The sequence below is a fragment of the Frigoribacterium sp. CFBP 13712 genome, from assembly GCF_014842255.1.
Lineage (GTDB): Bacteria > Actinomycetota > Actinomycetes > Actinomycetales > Microbacteriaceae > Frigoribacterium.
Genome location: NZ_JACYVH010000005.1, coordinates 16,979 through 34,735, shown reverse-complemented (window position 1 = coordinate 34,735; position 17,757 = coordinate 16,979). Strand labels below are relative to the sequence as shown.

The 17,757-nt window shown below is 71.2% G+C and carries 16 protein-coding genes; 7 read left to right on the top strand and 9 right to left on the bottom strand.

Annotation, left to right across the window (positions count from 1 at the left end):
• Together IFT51_RS09835 and IFT51_RS09830 are read right to left on the bottom strand one after the other, a co-directional pair.
• A complete protein-coding gene (locus tag IFT51_RS09835; protein WP_192060923.1) occupies positions 1-993 on the bottom strand; it encodes a carbohydrate ABC transporter permease in 993 nt (330 codons plus the stop codon).
• An 85-nt stretch (positions 994-1,078) separates the two neighbouring features.
• Complete coding sequence (locus IFT51_RS09830) at positions 1,079-2,380, bottom strand: ABC transporter substrate-binding protein (RefSeq protein ID WP_192060922.1); 1,302 nt, start codon at positions 2,378-2,380, stop codon at positions 1,079-1,081.
• A 210-nt stretch (positions 2,381-2,590) separates the two neighbouring features.
• Here IFT51_RS09830 and IFT51_RS09825 point away from each other — a divergent pair, with 210 nt between their 5' ends.
• The 3 genes from IFT51_RS09825 (at position 2,591) to IFT51_RS09815 (ending at position 5,429) form a co-directional block, all read left to right on the top strand.
• Complete coding sequence (locus IFT51_RS09825) at positions 2,591-4,651, top strand: beta-galactosidase (RefSeq protein WP_192060921.1); 2,061 nt, start codon at positions 2,591-2,593, stop codon at positions 4,649-4,651.
• A gap of 120 nt (positions 4,652-4,771) precedes the next feature.
• On the top strand, positions 4,772-5,083 hold the full coding sequence (locus tag IFT51_RS09820) for a hypothetical protein (protein ID WP_192060920.1): 312 nt from the start codon (positions 4,772-4,774) through the stop codon (positions 5,081-5,083).
• Between the two features lie 67 nt (positions 5,084-5,150).
• A complete protein-coding gene (locus tag IFT51_RS09815; protein WP_192060919.1) occupies positions 5,151-5,429 on the top strand; it encodes a hypothetical protein in 279 nt (92 codons plus the stop codon).
• A gap of 328 nt (positions 5,430-5,757) precedes the next feature.
• Here IFT51_RS09815 and IFT51_RS09805 read toward each other — a convergent pair whose 3' ends face one another.
• The 7 genes from IFT51_RS09805 to IFT51_RS09775 all read right to left on the bottom strand — a co-directional run bounded on the left by IFT51_RS09805 (position 5,758) and on the right by IFT51_RS09775 (position 13,906).
• Positions 5,758-6,714: a helix-turn-helix transcriptional regulator gene (locus IFT51_RS09805; RefSeq protein ID WP_192060918.1), complete on the bottom strand. Its 957-nt coding sequence runs from the start codon at positions 6,712-6,714 to the stop codon at positions 5,758-5,760.
• A gap of 90 nt (positions 6,715-6,804) precedes the next feature.
• A complete protein-coding gene (locus IFT51_RS09800) occupies positions 6,805-7,266 on the bottom strand; it encodes a hypothetical protein (RefSeq protein ID WP_192060917.1) in 462 nt (153 codons plus the stop codon).
• A gap of 295 nt (positions 7,267-7,561) precedes the next feature.
• Positions 7,562-7,906, bottom strand: coding sequence for a hypothetical protein (locus IFT51_RS09795; protein WP_192060916.1), 345 nt, complete (start codon positions 7,904-7,906; stop codon positions 7,562-7,564).
• A gap of 63 nt (positions 7,907-7,969) precedes the next feature.
• On the bottom strand, positions 7,970-8,437 hold the full coding sequence (locus tag IFT51_RS09790) for a hypothetical protein (RefSeq protein WP_192060915.1): 468 nt from the start codon (positions 8,435-8,437) through the stop codon (positions 7,970-7,972).
• A gap of 79 nt (positions 8,438-8,516) precedes the next feature.
• Positions 8,517-9,386 (bottom strand): SDR family NAD(P)-dependent oxidoreductase, encoded by an 870-nt coding sequence (locus tag IFT51_RS09785; protein WP_192060914.1) that lies wholly within the window; start codon positions 9,384-9,386, stop codon positions 8,517-8,519.
• A gap of 98 nt (positions 9,387-9,484) precedes the next feature.
• Complete coding sequence (locus tag IFT51_RS09780; protein ID WP_192060913.1) at positions 9,485-11,695, bottom strand: NADP-dependent isocitrate dehydrogenase; 2,211 nt, start codon at positions 11,693-11,695, stop codon at positions 9,485-9,487.
• A 48-nt stretch (positions 11,696-11,743) separates the two neighbouring features.
• A complete protein-coding gene (locus IFT51_RS09775; protein WP_192060912.1) occupies positions 11,744-13,906 on the bottom strand; it encodes a transketolase in 2,163 nt (720 codons plus the stop codon).
• A gap of 111 nt (positions 13,907-14,017) precedes the next feature.
• On the opposite strand from IFT51_RS09775, the gene IFT51_RS09770 reads away from it, so the two are divergent.
• From IFT51_RS09770 to IFT51_RS09755, 4 genes are all read left to right on the top strand, one after another.
• Positions 14,018-15,184, top strand: a complete 1,167-nt coding sequence (locus IFT51_RS09770) for an ROK family protein (RefSeq protein WP_192060911.1) — start codon at positions 14,018-14,020, stop codon at positions 15,182-15,184.
• A 157-nt stretch (positions 15,185-15,341) separates the two neighbouring features.
• The gene (locus IFT51_RS09765; RefSeq protein ID WP_192060910.1) at positions 15,342-15,815 is read left to right on the top strand and encodes a PTS sugar transporter subunit IIA; all 474 of its coding nucleotides are present in this window, start codon (positions 15,342-15,344) and stop codon (positions 15,813-15,815) included.
• 49 nt (positions 15,816-15,864) lie between these two features.
• Positions 15,865-16,137, top strand: a complete 273-nt coding sequence (locus IFT51_RS09760) for a PTS sugar transporter subunit IIB (protein WP_192060909.1) — start codon at positions 15,865-15,867, stop codon at positions 16,135-16,137.
• A gap of 47 nt (positions 16,138-16,184) precedes the next feature.
• Positions 16,185-17,672: a PTS ascorbate transporter subunit IIC gene (locus tag IFT51_RS09755; protein ID WP_192060908.1), complete on the top strand. Its 1,488-nt coding sequence runs from the start codon at positions 16,185-16,187 to the stop codon at positions 17,670-17,672.
• The last annotated feature ends 85 nt before the right edge of the window (positions 17,673-17,757 follow it).

The following is a 17,757-nucleotide window of genomic DNA, read 5'->3' as shown; positions in this document are numbered from 1 at the left end:
TCAGTCCTCCTGGCCGAAGGCTCGCTTCTGCACGACCCGGAGGAAGAAGAAGGAGACGATGAAGGTGGCGAGGGCGATGACGACCGAGGTCGCCGCAGCCGAGTAGATGTCGTCGCGGGTGAACGCGTCGCGGTAGACGAGCATCAGCGGCGACCAGCTGGTCGACAGGCTGTTCGTCAGCGGACGGAGCGTGGTGGGCTCGGCGAAGACCTGCAGCGTCGCGACCATCGAGAACAGCGCGGTCATGACGAGCGCGGGAGCGACCATCGGGATCTTGATCCGCAGGGCGATCTGCACCTCGGAGGCCCCGTCGAGTCGGGCGGCCTCGTAGATGTCGCTCGACACGGCCTTCAGCGACGTGTAGATGACGATCATGTTGAAGCCGACGCCGCCCCAGAGCGCGATGTTCGCGATGGCGAAGAGCACGGTGCCCGAGCCGAGCACGCCGGGGACGTCCCAGCCGAGCCGTTCGAAGACGTAGTAGAAGGGGCTGACGGCGGGCAGGTACAGGAACCCCCAGAGCAGCGAGCTGATGACGGCCGGCACGGCGTACGGCAGGAAGATCGCGATGCGCGAGAACGACGTCGCGCGGGTGCGCTTCGAGTCGAGCAGCAGGGCGAAGAGCAGCGCGAGACCGAGCATGCAGGGCACGAGCACGAGGCCGTAGAGCAGCACGCGACCGACGCTGGCGCCGAACTCGGGGTCGGTGAGCGTGCCGATGTAGTTCTCGAGACCGGCGAAGCCCGTGCCGCGCGAGGCCGAGCCGAGACCGAGGCCCGAGACCTGCTTCTTCTGGAAGCTGAGGAACAGCGTGTAGACGATCGGCGCCGCCATGAACAGCACGAACAGGATGATGCCCGGGGCGAGCATCGCGTAGGGCGTGAGCACGCGGCTGCGGAAGCTGCCCGTGCCGTGCCGGCCGACGGGCGCGGTCGCGCGACGGTCGGGTGCGGCGACCTCCGCCGGGGTGAGAGGGGTGAGCGTGTCGGCCATGACGGTTCCTCGCTGGTCGCGGACGGTGAAGGGGGTGGAGGGCGGGAGGGGCGGCTCAGGGCGCCGCCCCTCCCGAGGCGCTCGGCTACTCGACCGAGAAGCCGCTCTTCACGAGGTCGTCCGTCGTGATCTCCTGCATGGCGTCGACCGCGTCCTCGAACGCCGCCTGGGTGCGGGCGTCGGCGGCCTTGGCGAACTCGTCGTTGTACGCGCTGAACGCGACGTTGACGTTGGGGCCGTAGGTGAACGGCGCGACGGTCGACGACGCCTCGGCGGCGATGTCGTAGAAGTCGCTCTGCTGGCTGAAGAACTCGGGCGAGGTGGTCAGCGCGTCGGCCGCGGCCTCGGTCGCGGCGGGGTAGACGCCGGCGATGTCGGCGAGCGCGGCGACGGCCTCGGGGTCGGTGTTCAGCCAGGTGGCGAACTCGACCGCCGCCTCCTTCTTCTCGGACTGCGTGGTGACGGCCGTGGTCGACCCTCCCCAGTTGCCGTCGGAGGGGTTCGCGGCGTCCCACTGCGGCAACGGCGCGGCGGTCCACTTGCCGGCGGTGTCGGGTGCGTTGCCGCTCAGCACGCCGGGGGCCCAGACCGAGCTGATCCAGCCGACCTGCGAGCCGTCGTTCAGACCGGCGTTCCACTCGGGGGTGTACATCGGCTTGTTGTCGATGGCGCCGCTCTCGACGAGTCCGCCCCAGTACGAGGCGACCTGCTCGGTCGGGCCCTCGGCGATGTCGACGCCCCAGCTCTGGTCGTCGATGGACCACCAGGAGGCGCCGGCCTGCTGCGAGAGACCGGCGAACCAGCCCGCGTCGTTGGCCGAGAAGGTGCCGAGGTACTTGCTCGGATCGGCGGCGTGCAGGTCTTCGGCGACCTGGGCGTACTCGTCCCACGTGGTGGGGACGCTGAGGCCGTACTGGTCGAGGATGTCGGTGCGGTAGTAGGCCATCATCGGGCCGCTGTCCTGCGGGATGGCGTAGACGCCCTGCCCGTCGAGGGTGACCGACGACCAGACGCCCTCGCTGAAGTCGCCCTCGAGGTCGCCGGCGCCCTGATCGGTGAGGTCGGCGAGCGCGTCGGACGAGACGAGCGTCGGGATCTTCTGGTACTCGGCCTGGATCAGGTCGGGGGCGCCGCTGCCGGCCTTGATGGCGGTGAGCAGCTTGGTGATCGCGGGGTCGCCGCCGTCCTGCTTGTTGACGGTGACCTGGATGTCGGGGTTCTCCTCGTTCCAGATGTCGACCACCTTGTCGAGGTTGGGCGCCCAGGCCCAGTAGGTGAGCCCGACGGGTCCGTCGGACGAGCTGCCACCGCCGCCGGAGCAGCCGGTGAGGATGAGGGCCGCTGTGGCGACCGTGACGACGCCGATGCGGCGGAGTGAGCTGTGCATTCGTCCTCCTTGAGGAAAGCAAGAGCTGGTGAGCGGACAGCGCGAGCCGGGAGAACCACCACGCTGTGCCTGTGAGCGGTAACAGTTACGCACACGACTTTTCGCTTGTCAACACGCTGCGGGTCACGGTTCGACATAGTCGTTAAGCCTTCTGCAGACTCAGCACGTGTGCTAGAACTGGGAGCGCACACAGTCAAAGGAGATCACCGCATGTCACTCGACCTCGACGCCCCGGCCGTCACGCCGACCCCCGAGTCCGACCCGCGTCGCACGACGAGCTGGCTGCCCGGTCGTGCCGACATCCGCTACGGCGGCGACTACAACCCCGAGCAGTGGCCCCGAGAGGTCTGGCTCGAGGACATCGCGTTGATGAAGCAGGCCGGCATCAACCTGGTCAGCGTCGGCATCTTCTCGTGGGCGCTGCTCGAGCCCCGCGAAGGCGAGTACGACTTCACGTTCCTCGACGACATCCTCGGGCTGCTGCACGACGCCGGCATCGACGTCGACCTCGCCACGCCGACCACCGTGCCGCCGGCCTGGTTCTGGACCGCCTACCCCGACTCGCACCCCGTGACCCGCGAGGGCCTCACCCTCGGTCGCGGCTCGCGAGGCATGGTCAGCCCGAGCTCGCCCGACTACCGTCGCGCGGCGACCGCCATCACCGAGAAGCTCGCCGAGCGCTACGCGACCCACCCCGCGGTCGTGCTCTGGCATGTGCACAACGAGTACGGCGCCCCGATCAGCGACGACTACGGAGTGCACTCGGTGCGCGCCTTCCGCGCCTGGCTGAAGACCCGGTACGGCACGCTCGACGCGCTGAACGCGGCGTGGGGCACGCTCTTCTGGGGTCAGACCTACGGCGAGTGGACCGACATCGACGCGCCCCGCGTCTCGGCCACGGTCGTGAACCAGACGCAGCGCCTCGACTTCGCGCGGTTCACCTCCGACGCCCTGCTCGCCTGCTTCGTCGCCGAACGCGACGTGATCAAGCGACACGCACCGCACCTCCCCGTCACCACGAACTTCATGTCGACCAACTGCCCGTCGATCGACTACTGGAAGTGGGCCCGCGAGGTCGACGTCGTCGCCAACGACCACTACCTGGTCGCCGAACGCCACGACAACCACGTGCTGCTCGCCATGGACGCCGACCTGAACCGGTCGCTGGCCGGCGGCGAGCCGTGGATGCTGATGGAGCACTCGACGGGCGCCGTCAACTGGCAGCCGCGCAACATCGCGAAGCGCCCAGGCGAGCTGGCCCGCAACAGCACGACGCACCTGGCCCGCGGCGCCGACGCGATCCTGTTCTTCCAGTTCAGGGCGTCGCGGTACGGCGCCGAGAAGTTCCACTCGGCGATGCTGCCGCACGCCGGCACCTCGTCGCGCATCTGGCGCGAGGTCGTCGAGTACGGCGCCGACCTAGGTCGCCTGGCCGACGTGCGGGGATCCCGGGTGGAGGCGCGGGTCGCCATCCTCTGGGACGTCGAGTCGTTCTGGGCCCACGACCTCGAATGGCGCCCCTCGGTCGAGCTCGACCACCGCGAGCGCATCGTCGCCTTCTACACCGCGCTCTGGAACCTCGGCGTCACCGTCGACTTCCGCCACCCGCACGACGACCTGTCGGCCTACGACCTCGTGCTGGCGCCGTCGCAGTACATCGTCGACGCCGAGACGTCCGAGAACCTGACCTCGTACGTGCGATCGGGCGGCCGCTTCGTCGCGTCGTACTTCTCGGGGGTCGTCGACGAGAACGACGCCGTACCGGCCGGCGGCGCCCCCGGCGGCCTGCGCGAGGTGCTCGGTCTCTCGGTGCCCGAGTTCCTGCCGCTCTACGCCGACCAGGTCGTCACGCTCGACTCGGGCGCCACCGGCACCGGCTGGTCGGACGACATCGTGCTCGAGGGCGCCGAGGCCGTGGCGCGCTACACCACCGGCCCCGCGGCCGGCGGCCCGGCCGTCACCCGCAACGCGCTCGGCGACGGGACGGCCTGGTACGTCTCGACGCGCCTGGCCGGCGACGACCTCGCGGCCTTCGTCGGCGACGTGCTCGACGAGGCCGGGGTCGTCGTGCCCGGCGGCCACGTCGAGGGCCTCGAGGTCGTCGTCCGCCACGGAGACGACGCGACCTTCACGTTCTTCGTCAACCACGCCGACGCCGACGCCGACGTGGTCGCCGAGGCGGGGGTCGAGCTGCTCGGCGGCGAGGTCGTCGACGGCCCGCTGACGGTGCCGGCCGGTGGCGTGCGCGTGGTGCGGAGCCCGCGGGGCTGACCCGCGCCTCCTCGGTCCATCCATCGAGCCGAGGAGGCGCGCCGGGCGGAGCGGGCGGGCTGCGGGTGACCTCTCGGCCGATCCCTTGTCGGCGGAACCGGCACCGGCTACACAGGGTCCATGAAGCACATCACGTTCGCCGCCAAGTCGCTCTTCGTCGATGACGAGGCGGCGGACACGCTGCTCGAGTACGCCGCCCTGCTCGCCCAGTCGGGCGACGCCGACACGGTCGAGCTGAACGCGATCAACGCCGACGGCAACCAGGTCGTCGCGACGTTCCTGCTCGACTCGGGTTCACCCCTGATGGCGGAGACGACGACGAGCTCGCTCGAACCGCCCGAGAACGGCGAGGCGATCGCCTACATGCGGACCGAGATCGGGCACGCGTTCTCGGCCCTGCTGCCCGATGAGCAGCACCGGAGCCGGGACTAGCGCACCGGCCAGGCCATTCTGCGAGTCTTGTTTTGAATTCCTCAAAACAAGGTCTAGAGTCGTGGACATGACCTCGACGCACACCACCACCTCCACGGCCCAGCTGCACCCCCTGGGCGGCCAGTACGTCTCGCGCATCGACACGGGAGCCGGCGTCGGCGTCGGCTCGTACACCGGCTCGAGCGCTCACGACGCCACGATGATCGGGTCGTACGTCACGACCGTCGCCGAGCGCAACCTCGCCGTCGGTCGCTACACGCGCAGCGAGCGACGCGGCGTCTCGGCCTGGACCACCGCGGTCCGCACCCTCACGGGGTCGATCGTCACGTACCGTACGGCCGCCTGACCGGGGGCTGCGCGCCCCGCTCGACGGGCTCTGACGCGGCGCGGCCCTGGCGCGACCCGGCCTCGCGCCGCCGGGCCTCGTACCACCCGGCCTCGTGCCACCCGGCCTCGTGCCACCCTCCCCCGAACCCCGTTCGCGAAGATGAACCGCGTTATATCGCGGTTCATCTTCGCGAACGGGGTTCATGGCGTCACCCGGCACCGCGCGCAGCCCAGCCGCGCCGCGCAGCTCAGCCCGGCACCGCGCGGAGCGTCGCCCAGCCCAGCCCAGCCGCGCAGCGCTCAGCGCCGCGGAGCGCCGCAGCCCAGCAGCTGGCGCCGCAGCCCCGCTACCGGTGCAGCGTCGCGGACGGCTTCTCGCCGAATCGCTCGCCGTACGACGCCGAGAACCGGCCCAGGTGGGCGAAGCCCCAGCGCGTCGCGATCGCGGCCACGGTCGTCTCGCGCGGCCCCAGGTTGAGCAGATCCGAGCGAGCGCGGTCGAGGCGGATGCCGCGCAGGTAGTCGGTCGGCGTCGTGCCGAGCTGGCGGCTGAAGGCGACCTGCAGCCCGCGGAGGCCCAGGTCGGCGTGCTCGGCGATCATGGTCGGGGTGATCGGCAGCTCGGCGTTGGCGTGCATGTACTCGACGGCCGCGCGCAGTCGCGCATTGCGCGGTGCGAGCAGCTGCTCGGGCAGCTGCGGCCCCCGGTGCTTGAAGGTGCTCAGCAGCGTGACCGCGGCGAGCCGGTTGACCTCGGAGCGCAGCAGGGGCGTCGCCTCGCCGCCGAGCACGCTCTTCGCCACCGTGGTGATCGTGTTCTTCCACTGCAGCAGCGCCGTCGCCTCGGGGATCGCCGTGTGATCGAACTCGAGCGTGCCCGGCAGGGTGCCCTCCTCTTCGGCGGCGACCCGCTCGAGGAACCCGGCGTTGAAGTGCACGAGGTTCTGGCGGTAGTCCTCGAACTCGAACTCGAACTGCTTGCCGGTGGGGAACATCGCCGGCCGGCCGATCTGCAGGGGCAGCTCGTCGCCGTTCAGGTCGTAGACGCCGGAGCCCCCGGTGATCCACGACACGACGTACTCGTTCTCGGGCTGGATGGCGCCCTTGATCGACCCGAGGAACATCGACGACCGCAGCGTCATCTCGTCGTCGCCCGTGATCGTGTACCGGTACGCGAAGTCCGACTGGCTGTGCTCGGTGTCGAAGCCCTTGCCGTTGTAGCCGTCTTCGTACATGGCCCGTGCCTGGTCCATGTCGCGACCCGCGATCTCCGACCTGATCGGCGGCTCGGTCTCACGGGTCATGCCCAGATGGTCCCACAGATGGCCTGATGGTGCCGCCTCTCGGGCCGCAATGCGAAGACGGCAGGAGGCGCGGGTCGACGACCGCGACGGTCAGCGGTCTTCGGAGTCGCCCAGCACCTTGAGCAGGGCCGTCCGCAGCACCGAGCGGAACGCCTTGGGCACCCTGATGCGGTACCGCCGATCGCCCTGCAGCGTCAGCACGACGTTCGACCCCTGCACGACGAGCGCCCAGCCGGTCACGGTAGCGAGCCGGAGGGTCGCCGACCCCCCGACGATCTCGGGTCCTTCGATCGCGATGCGGTCGGGGTACACGTAGACGGCGTTGTGGTCGCCCGAGAGCGTGGCCGAGCATTCGAACACCAGCTCGGGGTCGAGTTCGCCGAAGAAGTCGGCCCAGTCGTCGTCGGCGGTGAGTTCGGGGGCGGCCGGGCGGCGGTCGGCGATGGCGGCGGGTCGACCGTCGGCCCCGCTGAACGCGTCGAGGAGGGCGTTGCCCGCGTCGGTCGTCGAGTCACGCCGGGCGGTCGGGTCGGGCTGCTGCTGCTGCACCACGACGCACCACCTCTCACCTCGGCCTGATCTCTTGTTCCGTCAGTCAATCAGTCGATCATGCTGCGATGCGAGGAGGTCGCAGGACTCCCAGGCCGTCTTGCGAGCCCCTGCAGCCCCCGATCCGCGGAGGGACGCGGATGCGGAGGGATGCTGGGCCGCCGACCGATTTTCGTGCACAGTCCGCTAAACGAACACCCATCCCTCCAGACCCCCGAGGCGCAGCCCGCCCTCGACCGCACCTGTCGCCTGGCGACGATCGGACAGCCGAGGAGGAGCGGCCCGCAGGAGGCGCGGGTCAGCCCGAGACGAGCGCCATCGACCGGCTGCGCATCAGGCCGAGCATGGCCGCGGCGTCGACGGGAGCCGACACGGAGACGTCGACGACCGCGGCCTGCGCGGCGGCGCCCGAGGTCGGCCGGCCCTGCGGCTCGGCCGTCGGCGTCGGTGACGCAGGAGGTGTCGGCGAGACCGTCGCTGGCTCGTCGACGACGGTCTGATCGATGGGGGCCGAGCGCGGAGTCGGACCGAGCGGAGCCCGGCCCCAGACGACGGTCGCGACGAGGAGGACCATGCCGATGGTCGTGAGCATCATCGTGCCGTGCAGTGCACGGCGCGTGACGTGGCGATGTTCTCGACGCATGACTCCCCCTCCGGTCGATGCGACGTTAGGGGGTCAGCATCACCGCCTGCTGGGTCGTCGCCGTCAGAAGGCTGACAGCCGGGATCTCGCGCCGATGGTGATGCTCTCGACGAACCGCAGCGCCAGCGCCTGCGCCGCCGCGTCGTAGTCGTCGTATTCGGGCAGCCCCTGCACGAGCAGCGACAGGCAGACCACGACCTCGACGCCGCGGAGGGTCTTGTCGACCGTGCCGTCGTGGCGACCGCGCGCCACGAGCAGATCGATGCGACGCCGGATCTCGTCGTCGAGGCGGGCGACCTCGGTGGGCGGCAGGCCCGGGGCGCCGAACCCCGGCAGCATGAGGCTCTCGCGGCGATCGATCGCCTCGGCGAAGAGGCTCTCGAGGCCGACGATGCCGTCGAGCTCGAGACCCGCGATGTGGTCGAGCAGCGAGATGGTCTCGCCGTAGGCACGCACCATCACCCCCTGGGCGGCGGGGGCGGCATCGGCGTCTGGGCCGTCGGGCACGAGGCGTGGCGGAAGTCGAGTCACGATATGTAGCCTACGAAACACCGGCGTCGAACGCGACCCCGGATCGCGACTCCGAGCGAAATCACACCGAGCAGACCCCTCAGACGGTGTCGGGAGCCTCCGTGAAGCGGACGCTGCACTCCCACAGGCCCCGGGCCAGCTCGGCGTCGTCCGCCGACCGGTGCAGGCGCCCGGGGGCCTGCAACCGGTCGAAGTAGTTCCCGCTCGGTGCCGGGACCCGTGCGGCGCCCGCCAGCCGCACGAGCGGCTCGGCGCCCTCCTCCGTCGTGACGGCGAGTCGCTTGCCAAGGGTCATGAGGCCGCCCGTCCCTCCGAAGCCCGACGCGACGAACCCGGGGTGGAACGCGAACGCCTCGACTCCCGTGCCGCGCAGGCGCCGGGCGAGCTCTCGGGTGAACAGCACGTTCTCGAGCTTCGACGCCCCGTAGGCCCGCATGCCGCCGACCCAGGGGCCGGTGGCGGTGCCGAGGTCGTCGAGCCGCACCCCGCCCATCCGGTTGCCCGCGCTCGAGGTCTGCACGATGCGGACCGCGCCGGCCGGCGAACTCTCGGCGGTCTCGAGGAGGCGCGGCATCAGCAGCGAGGTCAGCAGGAACCCCGCGAGGTGGTTGCTCTGGAAGGTCGTCTCGAAGCCGTCGCGGCTGCTCGTCCGCTCCGCGAAGATGCCGCCGGCGTTGTTCGCCAGCACATGGATGCGCGGGTGGTCGGCGAGGAGGGACGCCGCCAGATCGCGCACCTGCGCCAGATCGGCGAAATCGGAGACGTAGGCGCGACCGCCGACCTCGGCGGCGACGGACGTGGTGCGGTCGGGGTTGCGCCCGACGACGGCGATCTTCGCCCCGAGACGCGACAGCTCGCGAGCGGCGCTGCGGCCGATGCCGGAGCTCGCGCCGGTGATGACGATGGTGCGGTCGGTCTGGTCGGTGGCTTCAGGCAGGGTCACGGTCATGACTGCACGCTAGGCGCAGGCGCCTCCGAAGGGACCGGGGAACGGCAGGAGGCGCGGTGCCGACCGGCACCGCGCCTCCTGAAGGGATCGTCTCGGCTCTACAGCGTCGCGAGCGCGGCGTTCAGCGTCGCCGACGGGCGCATGACCGCTTCGGTCTTGGCGGCGTCGAGGCGGTAGTAGCCCCCGATGTCGACCGCGGTGCCCTGCGGCGCGATGAGCTCGGCGGTGATTACCTCTTCGCCCTCGCCCAGGGTCGCGGCGAGCTCGGCGAACGAGGCGGCCAGCTCGGCGTCGACGGTCTGCGCGGCGAGCTCGTCGGCCCAGTACTTCGCCAGGAAGAAGTGGCTGCCGCGGTTGTCGATCGAGCCCAGCTTGCGACCCGGCGACTTGTTCTCGTCGAGGAACGTGCCGGTGGCGCGGTCGAGCGTGTCGGCGAGGATCTGCGCCCGGGCGTTGCTGGTCGTGGTCGCCAGGTGCTCGAAGCTGACGGCCAGCGCGAGGAACTCGCCCAGGCTGTCCCAGCGCAGGTAGTCCTGCTCGACGAGCTGCTGCACGTGCTTCGGGGCCGAGCCGCCGGCGCCGGTCTCGAAGAGCCCGCCGCCGTTGATCAGCGGCACGACCGAGAGCATCTTCGCCGAGGTGCCGAGCTCCATGATCGGGAACAGGTCGGTGAGGTAGTCGCGCAGCACGTTCCCGGTGACGGAGATGGTGTCTTCGCCGCGGCGGATGCGCTCGAGCGAGAACGCCATCGCGTCGACCGGCGACATGATCTCGATCTGCAGGCCCTCGGTGTCGTGCTCGGCGAGGTAGGTGCGGACCAGCTCGATGAGGGTCGCGTCGTGCGCACGGGTCTCGTCGAGCCAGAAGACCGCCGGGGTCTGGCTGGCGCGGGCCCGCGTGACGGCGAGCTTGACCCAGTCGCGGATCGGGACGTCCTTCGTCTGGCAGGCGCGCCAGATGTCGCCCTGTGCGACCTCGTGCTCGAGGAGGGTCGTGCCGGCGGAGTCGACCACGCGCACGGTGCCGTCGGCCGGCAGCTCGAAGGTCTTGTCGTGCGAGCCGTACTCTTCAGCGGCCTGGGCCATCAGCCCGACGTTCGGCACCGAGCCCATCGTGGCCGGGTCGAAGGCGCCGTTCGCGCGGCAGTCGTCGAGCACGGCCTGGTAGATGCCGGCGTAGCTCGAGTCGGGGATGACCGCGAGGGTGTCGTGCTCGCCGCCGTCGGGGCCCCACATGTGACCCGAGGTGCGGATCATCGCGGGCATCGAGGCGTCGACGATCACGTCGGAGGGCACGTGCAGGTTCGTGACGCCCTTGTCGGAGTCGACCATGGCGAGGTCGGGGCCGTCGGCGATGCCCTGGTCGAAGGCGGCCTTGATCTCGGCGCCGTTCGGCAGGGCCGCGAGACCCTGCAGGATGCCGTTCAGGCCGTTCGCGGGGTCGAGCCCGGCGGCCTTCAGGTCGGCGCCGTACTGCTCGAAGACGCGGGGGAAGAACGCGCGGATGACGTGACCGAAGAGCAGCGGGTCGCTGATCTTCATCATGGTGGCCTTGAGGTGCACCGAGAACAGCACGCCCTCGGCCTCGGCGCGGGCGATCTGCGCGGCCAGGAACTCGTGCAGGGCCGCGACGTGCAGCACGGTCGCGTCGACGACCTCGCCCGCGAGCACGGGGATCGACTCGCGCAGCACGGTGGTCGTGCCGTCGGCCGCTGCGAACTCGATGCGCAGGGTGTCGTCGGCGGCGACGACGACGGTCTTCTCGTTCGACCGGAAGTCGTCGACGCCCATGGTCGCGACGTTCGTCTTCGACTCGGCCGACCAGGCGCCCATGCGGTGCGGGTGCTTGCGGGCGTAGTTCTTGACCGAGAGCGGAGCGCGGCGGTCGCTGTTGCCCTCGCGCAGCACGGGGTTGACCGCGCTGCCCTTGACCCTGTCGTAGCGGGCCTTGACGTCGCGCTCGGCGTCGTCCGCCGGGGCGTCGGGGTAGGCGGGCAGGTCGTAGCCCTGCGACTGCAGCTCGGCGATGGCGGCCTTCAGCTGCGGCATCGAGGCCGAGATGTTCGGCAGCTTGATGATGTTGGCCTCGGGCGTCTGCGCCAGGGCGCCGAGCTCGGACAGGGCGTCGCCGATGCGCTGCTCGTCGGTGAGCCGCTCGGGGAACTGGCTGATGATGCGTCCGGCGAGCGAGATGTCGCGGGTCTCGACGTCGACCCCCGCGGTCTTGGCGTACGCCTGGATGATGGGAAGGAACGAGTAGGTCGCCAGCAGCGGCGCCTCGTCCGTGAGCGTGTAGATGATCTTGGCCATGACGGCGGGTTCTCCCTCGTGTCGCTCGTGCGTGTGTTCCGCCTCAGGCTAGCGCTCGGAGATGTCTCGATGTCGAGAGACTTCGAGCACCCGGCGCGCGGCCCGCTCGACCGACTCGACGTCCACGCCCTTGAGACGCAGCAGCTCCGCGCCCGAGCCCGACTCGCCGAACCCGTCGATGCCGACGACCTCGCCGTCGAGCCCGACGTACCGATGCCAGGGCTGCGTGCTGCCGGCCTCGACGGCCACGCGAGCCCGCAGGGCGGACGGGAGCACCGCCTCCTGGTATCCGGCGGACTGCTCGTCGAACCACTCGAGGCAGGGCATCGAGACGACGCGGGCCGCGACACCGTCGACCGCGAGTCGACGGGCGACCTCGACGGCCACGTGCACCTCGCTGCCGCTGGCGATCAGCGCCAGGTCGTCGCCGCCGCGCTCGGCGTGCACGACGTACCCGCCGCACGCCGCCCCGACGTCGGTCGCCTCGCCGCCACCGAGGTCGGGCAGGGCCTGACGCGAGAGCACGAACGCGGTCGGGCCGCTCCCGTCGTGCTCGAGGGCCGGGCCGTCACCCTCGCGGGTCGAACCGTCGCCCTCGCGGGTCGCACCGGCCGCAGCCGCCGCCGAGGAGGCGCGCTCGGCTCCGCGACCCAGCACGCGCCTCCAGACGGAGACGACCTCGCGGGCGTCGGCCGGGCGAACCACGTCGAGCCCCGGCACGGTGCGGAGCGACGCGATCTGCTCGACGGGCTGGTGGGTCGGGCCGTCCTCGCCCACGGCGACCGAGTCGTGCGTGAAGACGTAGAGCGCGGGCAGCCGCATCAGCGCCGCCAGCCGGATGCTCGGTCGGGCGTAGTCGCTGAACGCGAGATAGGTCGAGCCGTACGGGCGCCAGAGGCCGTGCAGTGCGATGCCGCTGAGCACGGCCGCCATCGCGTGCTCGCGGATGCCGAAGTGCACGAAGTCGCCCCCGGGCGTCGCGCGATCGACGGCGGCCCCTGCGACGGCAACGTTCGTCGACGCCGACAGGTCGGCCGAGCCGCCCCACAGCCCGGCGAGGTCGTGCACGGCGGCGAGCACGGCGCCCGACGTCGTGCGGGTCGCGGCGCCGTCGTCGACCGGGACACCTGCCAGCACGGCCTCGAGACGGGTCGGGTCGGGCGCGGCCCGGGCGGCGTCGCGGCGGGCCGCGAGGTCGGGGTGCTCCCGCCGCCAGCGCTCGACCGCCGTGCTCCACTCGCGGTGCCGTCGGACGCCGCGGTCGCGCGCCGTGAGACCCGCCGCCCGCACGTCGTCGGGCACGAGGTCGTGCAGACCCGCGTCGGGCGCGTAGCCCAGCGCCACCTTGACCGCCGCGACCTCGTCGGCGCCGAAGCCGCCGGAGTGCGCCGCCGGGGTGCCGCCGCGCAGGGTCGACGGGGCCCCGATCACGGTGCGGAGGGCGACGAGCGTCGGGCGCCCGTCGCGCACGCGCGCCGCCTCGAGGGCCCGCTGCAGCGCGTCGAGATCGGTGGCGTCGTCGGCCGCGACGTCGATCACCGACCAGCCGTAGGCGCGGTACCGCGCCCGGACGTCCTCCGAGAACGCCAGCTCGGTCGTCCCGTCGATGGTGATGCCGTTGTCGTCCCACACGACGACGAGGTCGTCGAGCCCGAGCGTGCCGGCGAGGCTCGACGCCTCGGCCGAGACCCCCTCCTGGAGGCAGCCGTCGCCCGCGATCACCCACACCGTGGGGTCGAACAGGCCGGTGCCGCCGCCGTGCAGGGCCTCGTCGCGGCGGGCGGCGAGCGCGATGCCGACGGCCGAGGCGAGCCCCTGGCCGAGCGGCCCGGTGCTCATCTCGACGCCCGGGGTGTGGTGCAGCTCGGGGTGCCCGGGGGTGCGCGAGCCGAGGCTGCGGCTGCGGGGCAGCTCGTCGAGGTCGAGGTCGTAGCCGGTCAGCACGAGCTGCGTGTAGAGCAGCAGACTCGCGTGGCCCGCCGAGAGGACGACGCGGTCGCGCCCCTCCCACCCCGGGTCGGACGGGTCGTGCCTCAGCACGCGCTGCCAGAGCACGTGGGCGAGCGGTGCGAGGGCCATGGCGGTGCCGGCGTGGCCGTGGCCCTTCGCCTGGACGACCTCGGCGGGGATCGCGGTGGCCGCGGCGACCAGGCGCTCGTCGAGCCCGCGGCTAGGGTCTGTCGGGTGGATGTCGGGGACGTCGTTGGCCATCCGTCCACATTCGTATACAAATAGACAGAAGTCAACCGACCAAGGCCCACCGGACCGACCGGGACCGACCGACACGACCCACCGAGACCCACCGACCGAGAAGAGCGCATCGTGGCCCGAACCCCCAAGACCCCCTCGACGGGGTCCGGCGTGGTGCTCGACCTCATCCGTCGCGGCGAGGCGGCCACGCGCTCCGAGCTGATCGACCGTCTGGGCTGGTCGCGCGTCACGCTCGCCCGCCGTCTCGACGACCTGCTCGAGGCCGGCTTCATCGTCAGCGCCGGGCAGCTGAGCTCGAGCGGCGGCCGCCCGCCCGAGGAGTTCGCGGTCGACGCGTCGGCCGGAGTGATCCTGTCGATCGACATCGGCGGCTCGCACACCCGGGTCGGGGTGACCGACCTCGTCTCGACGGTGCTCAGCGAGGACGAGGCCGACATCGGCCTGCACGACGGACCGGACGAGATCTTCAGCTGGGCCATCCAGGTGTTCGACTTCCTGCTCGCCGACCTCGGTCGCGGTCGCGGCGACGTCCGCGCGATCGGCATCGGCGTGCCCGGGCCGGTCGACGCGGTGACGGGTCGACTCGGCAGCCCGCAGCTCGACTCCCGCTGGGAGGAGGTGCGCGTCGACGACTACTTCACCGGCTTCGACGCCGTGTTCGCGGTCGACCGCGACGTCAACATCCTGGCCGTCGGCGAGTCCCGGCTGAGCTGGCCCGAGTACTCGCACCTGACCGTGGTCAAGGTGGGCATGGGCGTCGGCTGCGCCTTCGTGCTCGATGGTCACGTCTACCGAGGGGCCCGAGGAGGCGCGGGTCAGCTGAGCGCGCCCCGTCACGACGGCAGCCCGCTGCACCGTCTCGAGCTCGAGGCGAGCGGTGCCACCATCCGCCGCGAACTCCGCTCCCGGGGCCGCGACATCGCGACGAGCGCGGACATCGTCGCCGCCGCCCGGGCGCACGACCCCGTGGTGCTCGACCAGCTCGAGCAGGTCGGCACCCGGATCGGCGAGGCCCTCGCCGACGTCGTCGGGCTGCTGAACCCTCAGGCGGTGATCATCGGCGGCAACCTGGCCGAGACCGGCGAGCGCCTCGTCGCGGGCATCCGCTCGGCGCTGCTGACCGGCACCCACGACTTCTCGCGCCGCGGTCTCGTCGTCGAGCGGGCCCGCCTCGGCGACAAGGCCGGCGTGCGGGGGGCCTCGCTGATGGCGCAGGACGCCCTCTTCGACATCGGCCGGGTGAGCGCCGCGACCAGCCGGCGGTCCCCTGCGTCGTGACCGGCGCCTCCTGACCGGGTCTCCCGCGCCTCCTGCGGGGACTTTCGAACACGAGTGGTCAAAAGCCGTTTTTCGGGTTAGGCTCGGGCACCAGTCGACGAGGCCCCTCTTCGACGACAGCTGCCGCCCAACGAGGCGCCGAGCGGAAGAGCGCGACATGCCCGTCGACCTGGCCGAAGAACTCCCCGTCGAATCCGTCGTCACCGGCGCGCACGCCGCCGACTGGCGCGAGGCCCTCCGACTGGCCGGCGACGGTCTCGTCGCCTCGGGCGCCACGACCTCCGCCTACACCGACGAGATGATCGCCGCCGTCGACGAGCTGGGGCCGTACATCGTCATCGCCCCGGGGCTCGCCCTGGCGCACAGCCGCCCCTCGCCCGCCGTGTCGCGCACCGGTCTCTCGTGGGTCGGCCTCGCCGAGCCGGTCGAGTTCGGGCACAAGACGAACGACCCGGTCGATCTCGTCATCGGGCTCGCCGCACTCGACCACGACGGCCACATCGAGGTCATGTCGGCCCTGGCCGGCGTGCTCGCCGACGAAGACGGGCTCGCGGCCCTCCGCGCCGCCGGGTCGCCCGACGAGGTGCTGCGCACGCTGCACGCGCTCTCCGACGCCCAGAACGCCTCCTGACCACCACCGCCACGCACCACCACCACGCACCGCTCGAAAGGAACGCACCATGAAGATCATCACCGTCTGCGGCATGGGGATCGGCACCTCGGTCCTGCTCAAGATGAACGCCGAGAAGGCCCTCCGCGCCCTCGACGTCGACGCCGACGTCGAGGCGGCCGACATCGGCACCGCCCGCGGCGCCGCCCGCACGGCCCAGATCGTCCTGACCTCGGCCGACCTCGTCGAAGAGCTCGGCGAGGTCCCCTCGAAGGTCATCGTCATCGACAACTTCACCAGCGTCGCCGAGATCCAGGCGAAGCTCCAGGAATCGATCGCCTGACGCTCCGCGTCGGCTGATCCCACGAACGAAACCCAGAAGGAGTCCCAATGGAGTGGCTGGTCGTCGTACTCGACTTCATCGGCATGCAGATCCTCAACGTGCCCGCCTACCTGATCGGCATCATCACCGCGATCGGTCTGATCGCGCTGCGCCGCAACGCCGGGCAGGTCGTGGGCGGTGCGCTCAAGGCCGCTCTCGGGTTCCTGATCCTCGGGGCCGGCGCGACCGTCGTCACCGGGGCGCTCGACCCGCTCGGCACGCTGATCCTCGCCGTCACCGGCGCCCAGGGCGTCATCCCCACGAACGAGGTCATCGCGGCCGTCGCGCAAGAGCAGTACGGCGCGCAGAGCGCCTACGTGCTGGTGCTCGGGTTCCTGGTGATGCTCGCCCTCGCGCGCTTCACCCCGCTGAAGTACATCTTCCTCACCGGGCACCACATGGTCTTCATGTCGGTGATGCTGACGGTCGTGCTGTCCGTCGGTCTCGGCGAGGGTCTCAGCTGGCTCACCGTCGTGCTCGGCGCGGTGCTGCTCGGCGTGATCATGGTGGTGATGCCCACCCTGGCGCAGCCCTTCATGAAGAAGATCACCGGCGACGACTCGATCGCCATCGGCCACTTCGGCACCCTCGGCTACCTCGCGGCGGGCGCGACCGGTTCGGTCGTCGGCGGCAAGAGCAAGTCCACCGAAGAGATCAAGTTCCCGCAGGGGCTGAAGTTCCTCCGCGACTCGATGGTCGCGACCAGCCTCTCGATGGTGCTGATCTACCTGGTCTTCACCGTCTGGGCCCTCATCGTGCTGCCGCGCGACCAGGCGTTCGACATCTTCGGCGTCACCGACGCTGGCGCGTTCATCATGGCCGGCTTCGCCCAGGCGCTGCAGTTCGGCGTCGGCGTCGCGATCATCCTCTACGGCGTCCGCACCGTGCTCGGCGAGCTCGTGCCGGCGTTCCAGGGCATCGCCGAGAAGGTCGTGCCCGGCGCCAAGCCGGCCCTCGACATCCCGCTGATCTTCCCGTACGGGGCGAACGCGGTGCTGATCGGGTTCCTGTCGTCGTTCGCCGGCGGTCTCGTCGCCCTCGCGGTGCTGGCGTCGTGGCTGAACCCGGTGTTCGGCCTCGCGCTGATCCTGCCGGGCATGGTGCCGCACTTCTTCACCGGTGGTGGAGCGGGCGTCTTCGGCAACGCGACCGGCGGTCGCAAGGGCGCCGTGCTGGGCGGTTTCGTCAACGGCCTGATCATCACGTTCCTGCCCGCGATCCTGCTGCTCGTGCTCGGCAACCTGGGCTTCGCGAACAGCACCTTCGGCGACGCCGACTTCGGCTGGTTCGGCACGCTCATCGGCGTCAGCTTCCTGGGCGGCCCGCTGATCGGCGTCGTCATCAGCCTGGTCGTCGGCGCCGCGCTCGTCATCGGCGCGTCGATCTACCAGATCAAGCTCGTCGACGGCGGCTGGGTGCCCGGCGCGAAGCGCGATGCGCGACTGGCGGCCGAGCAGGCCGAGGTCGATGCGGCGAAGGCGACCACCGCCTCCTAGGCGGCCGCTCCGCGAGAACGACGAAGACCCCCGTGCGCTGTGCACGGGGGTCTTCGCTCCGCCGGGTGCCGGGCCTGAGGAGCGG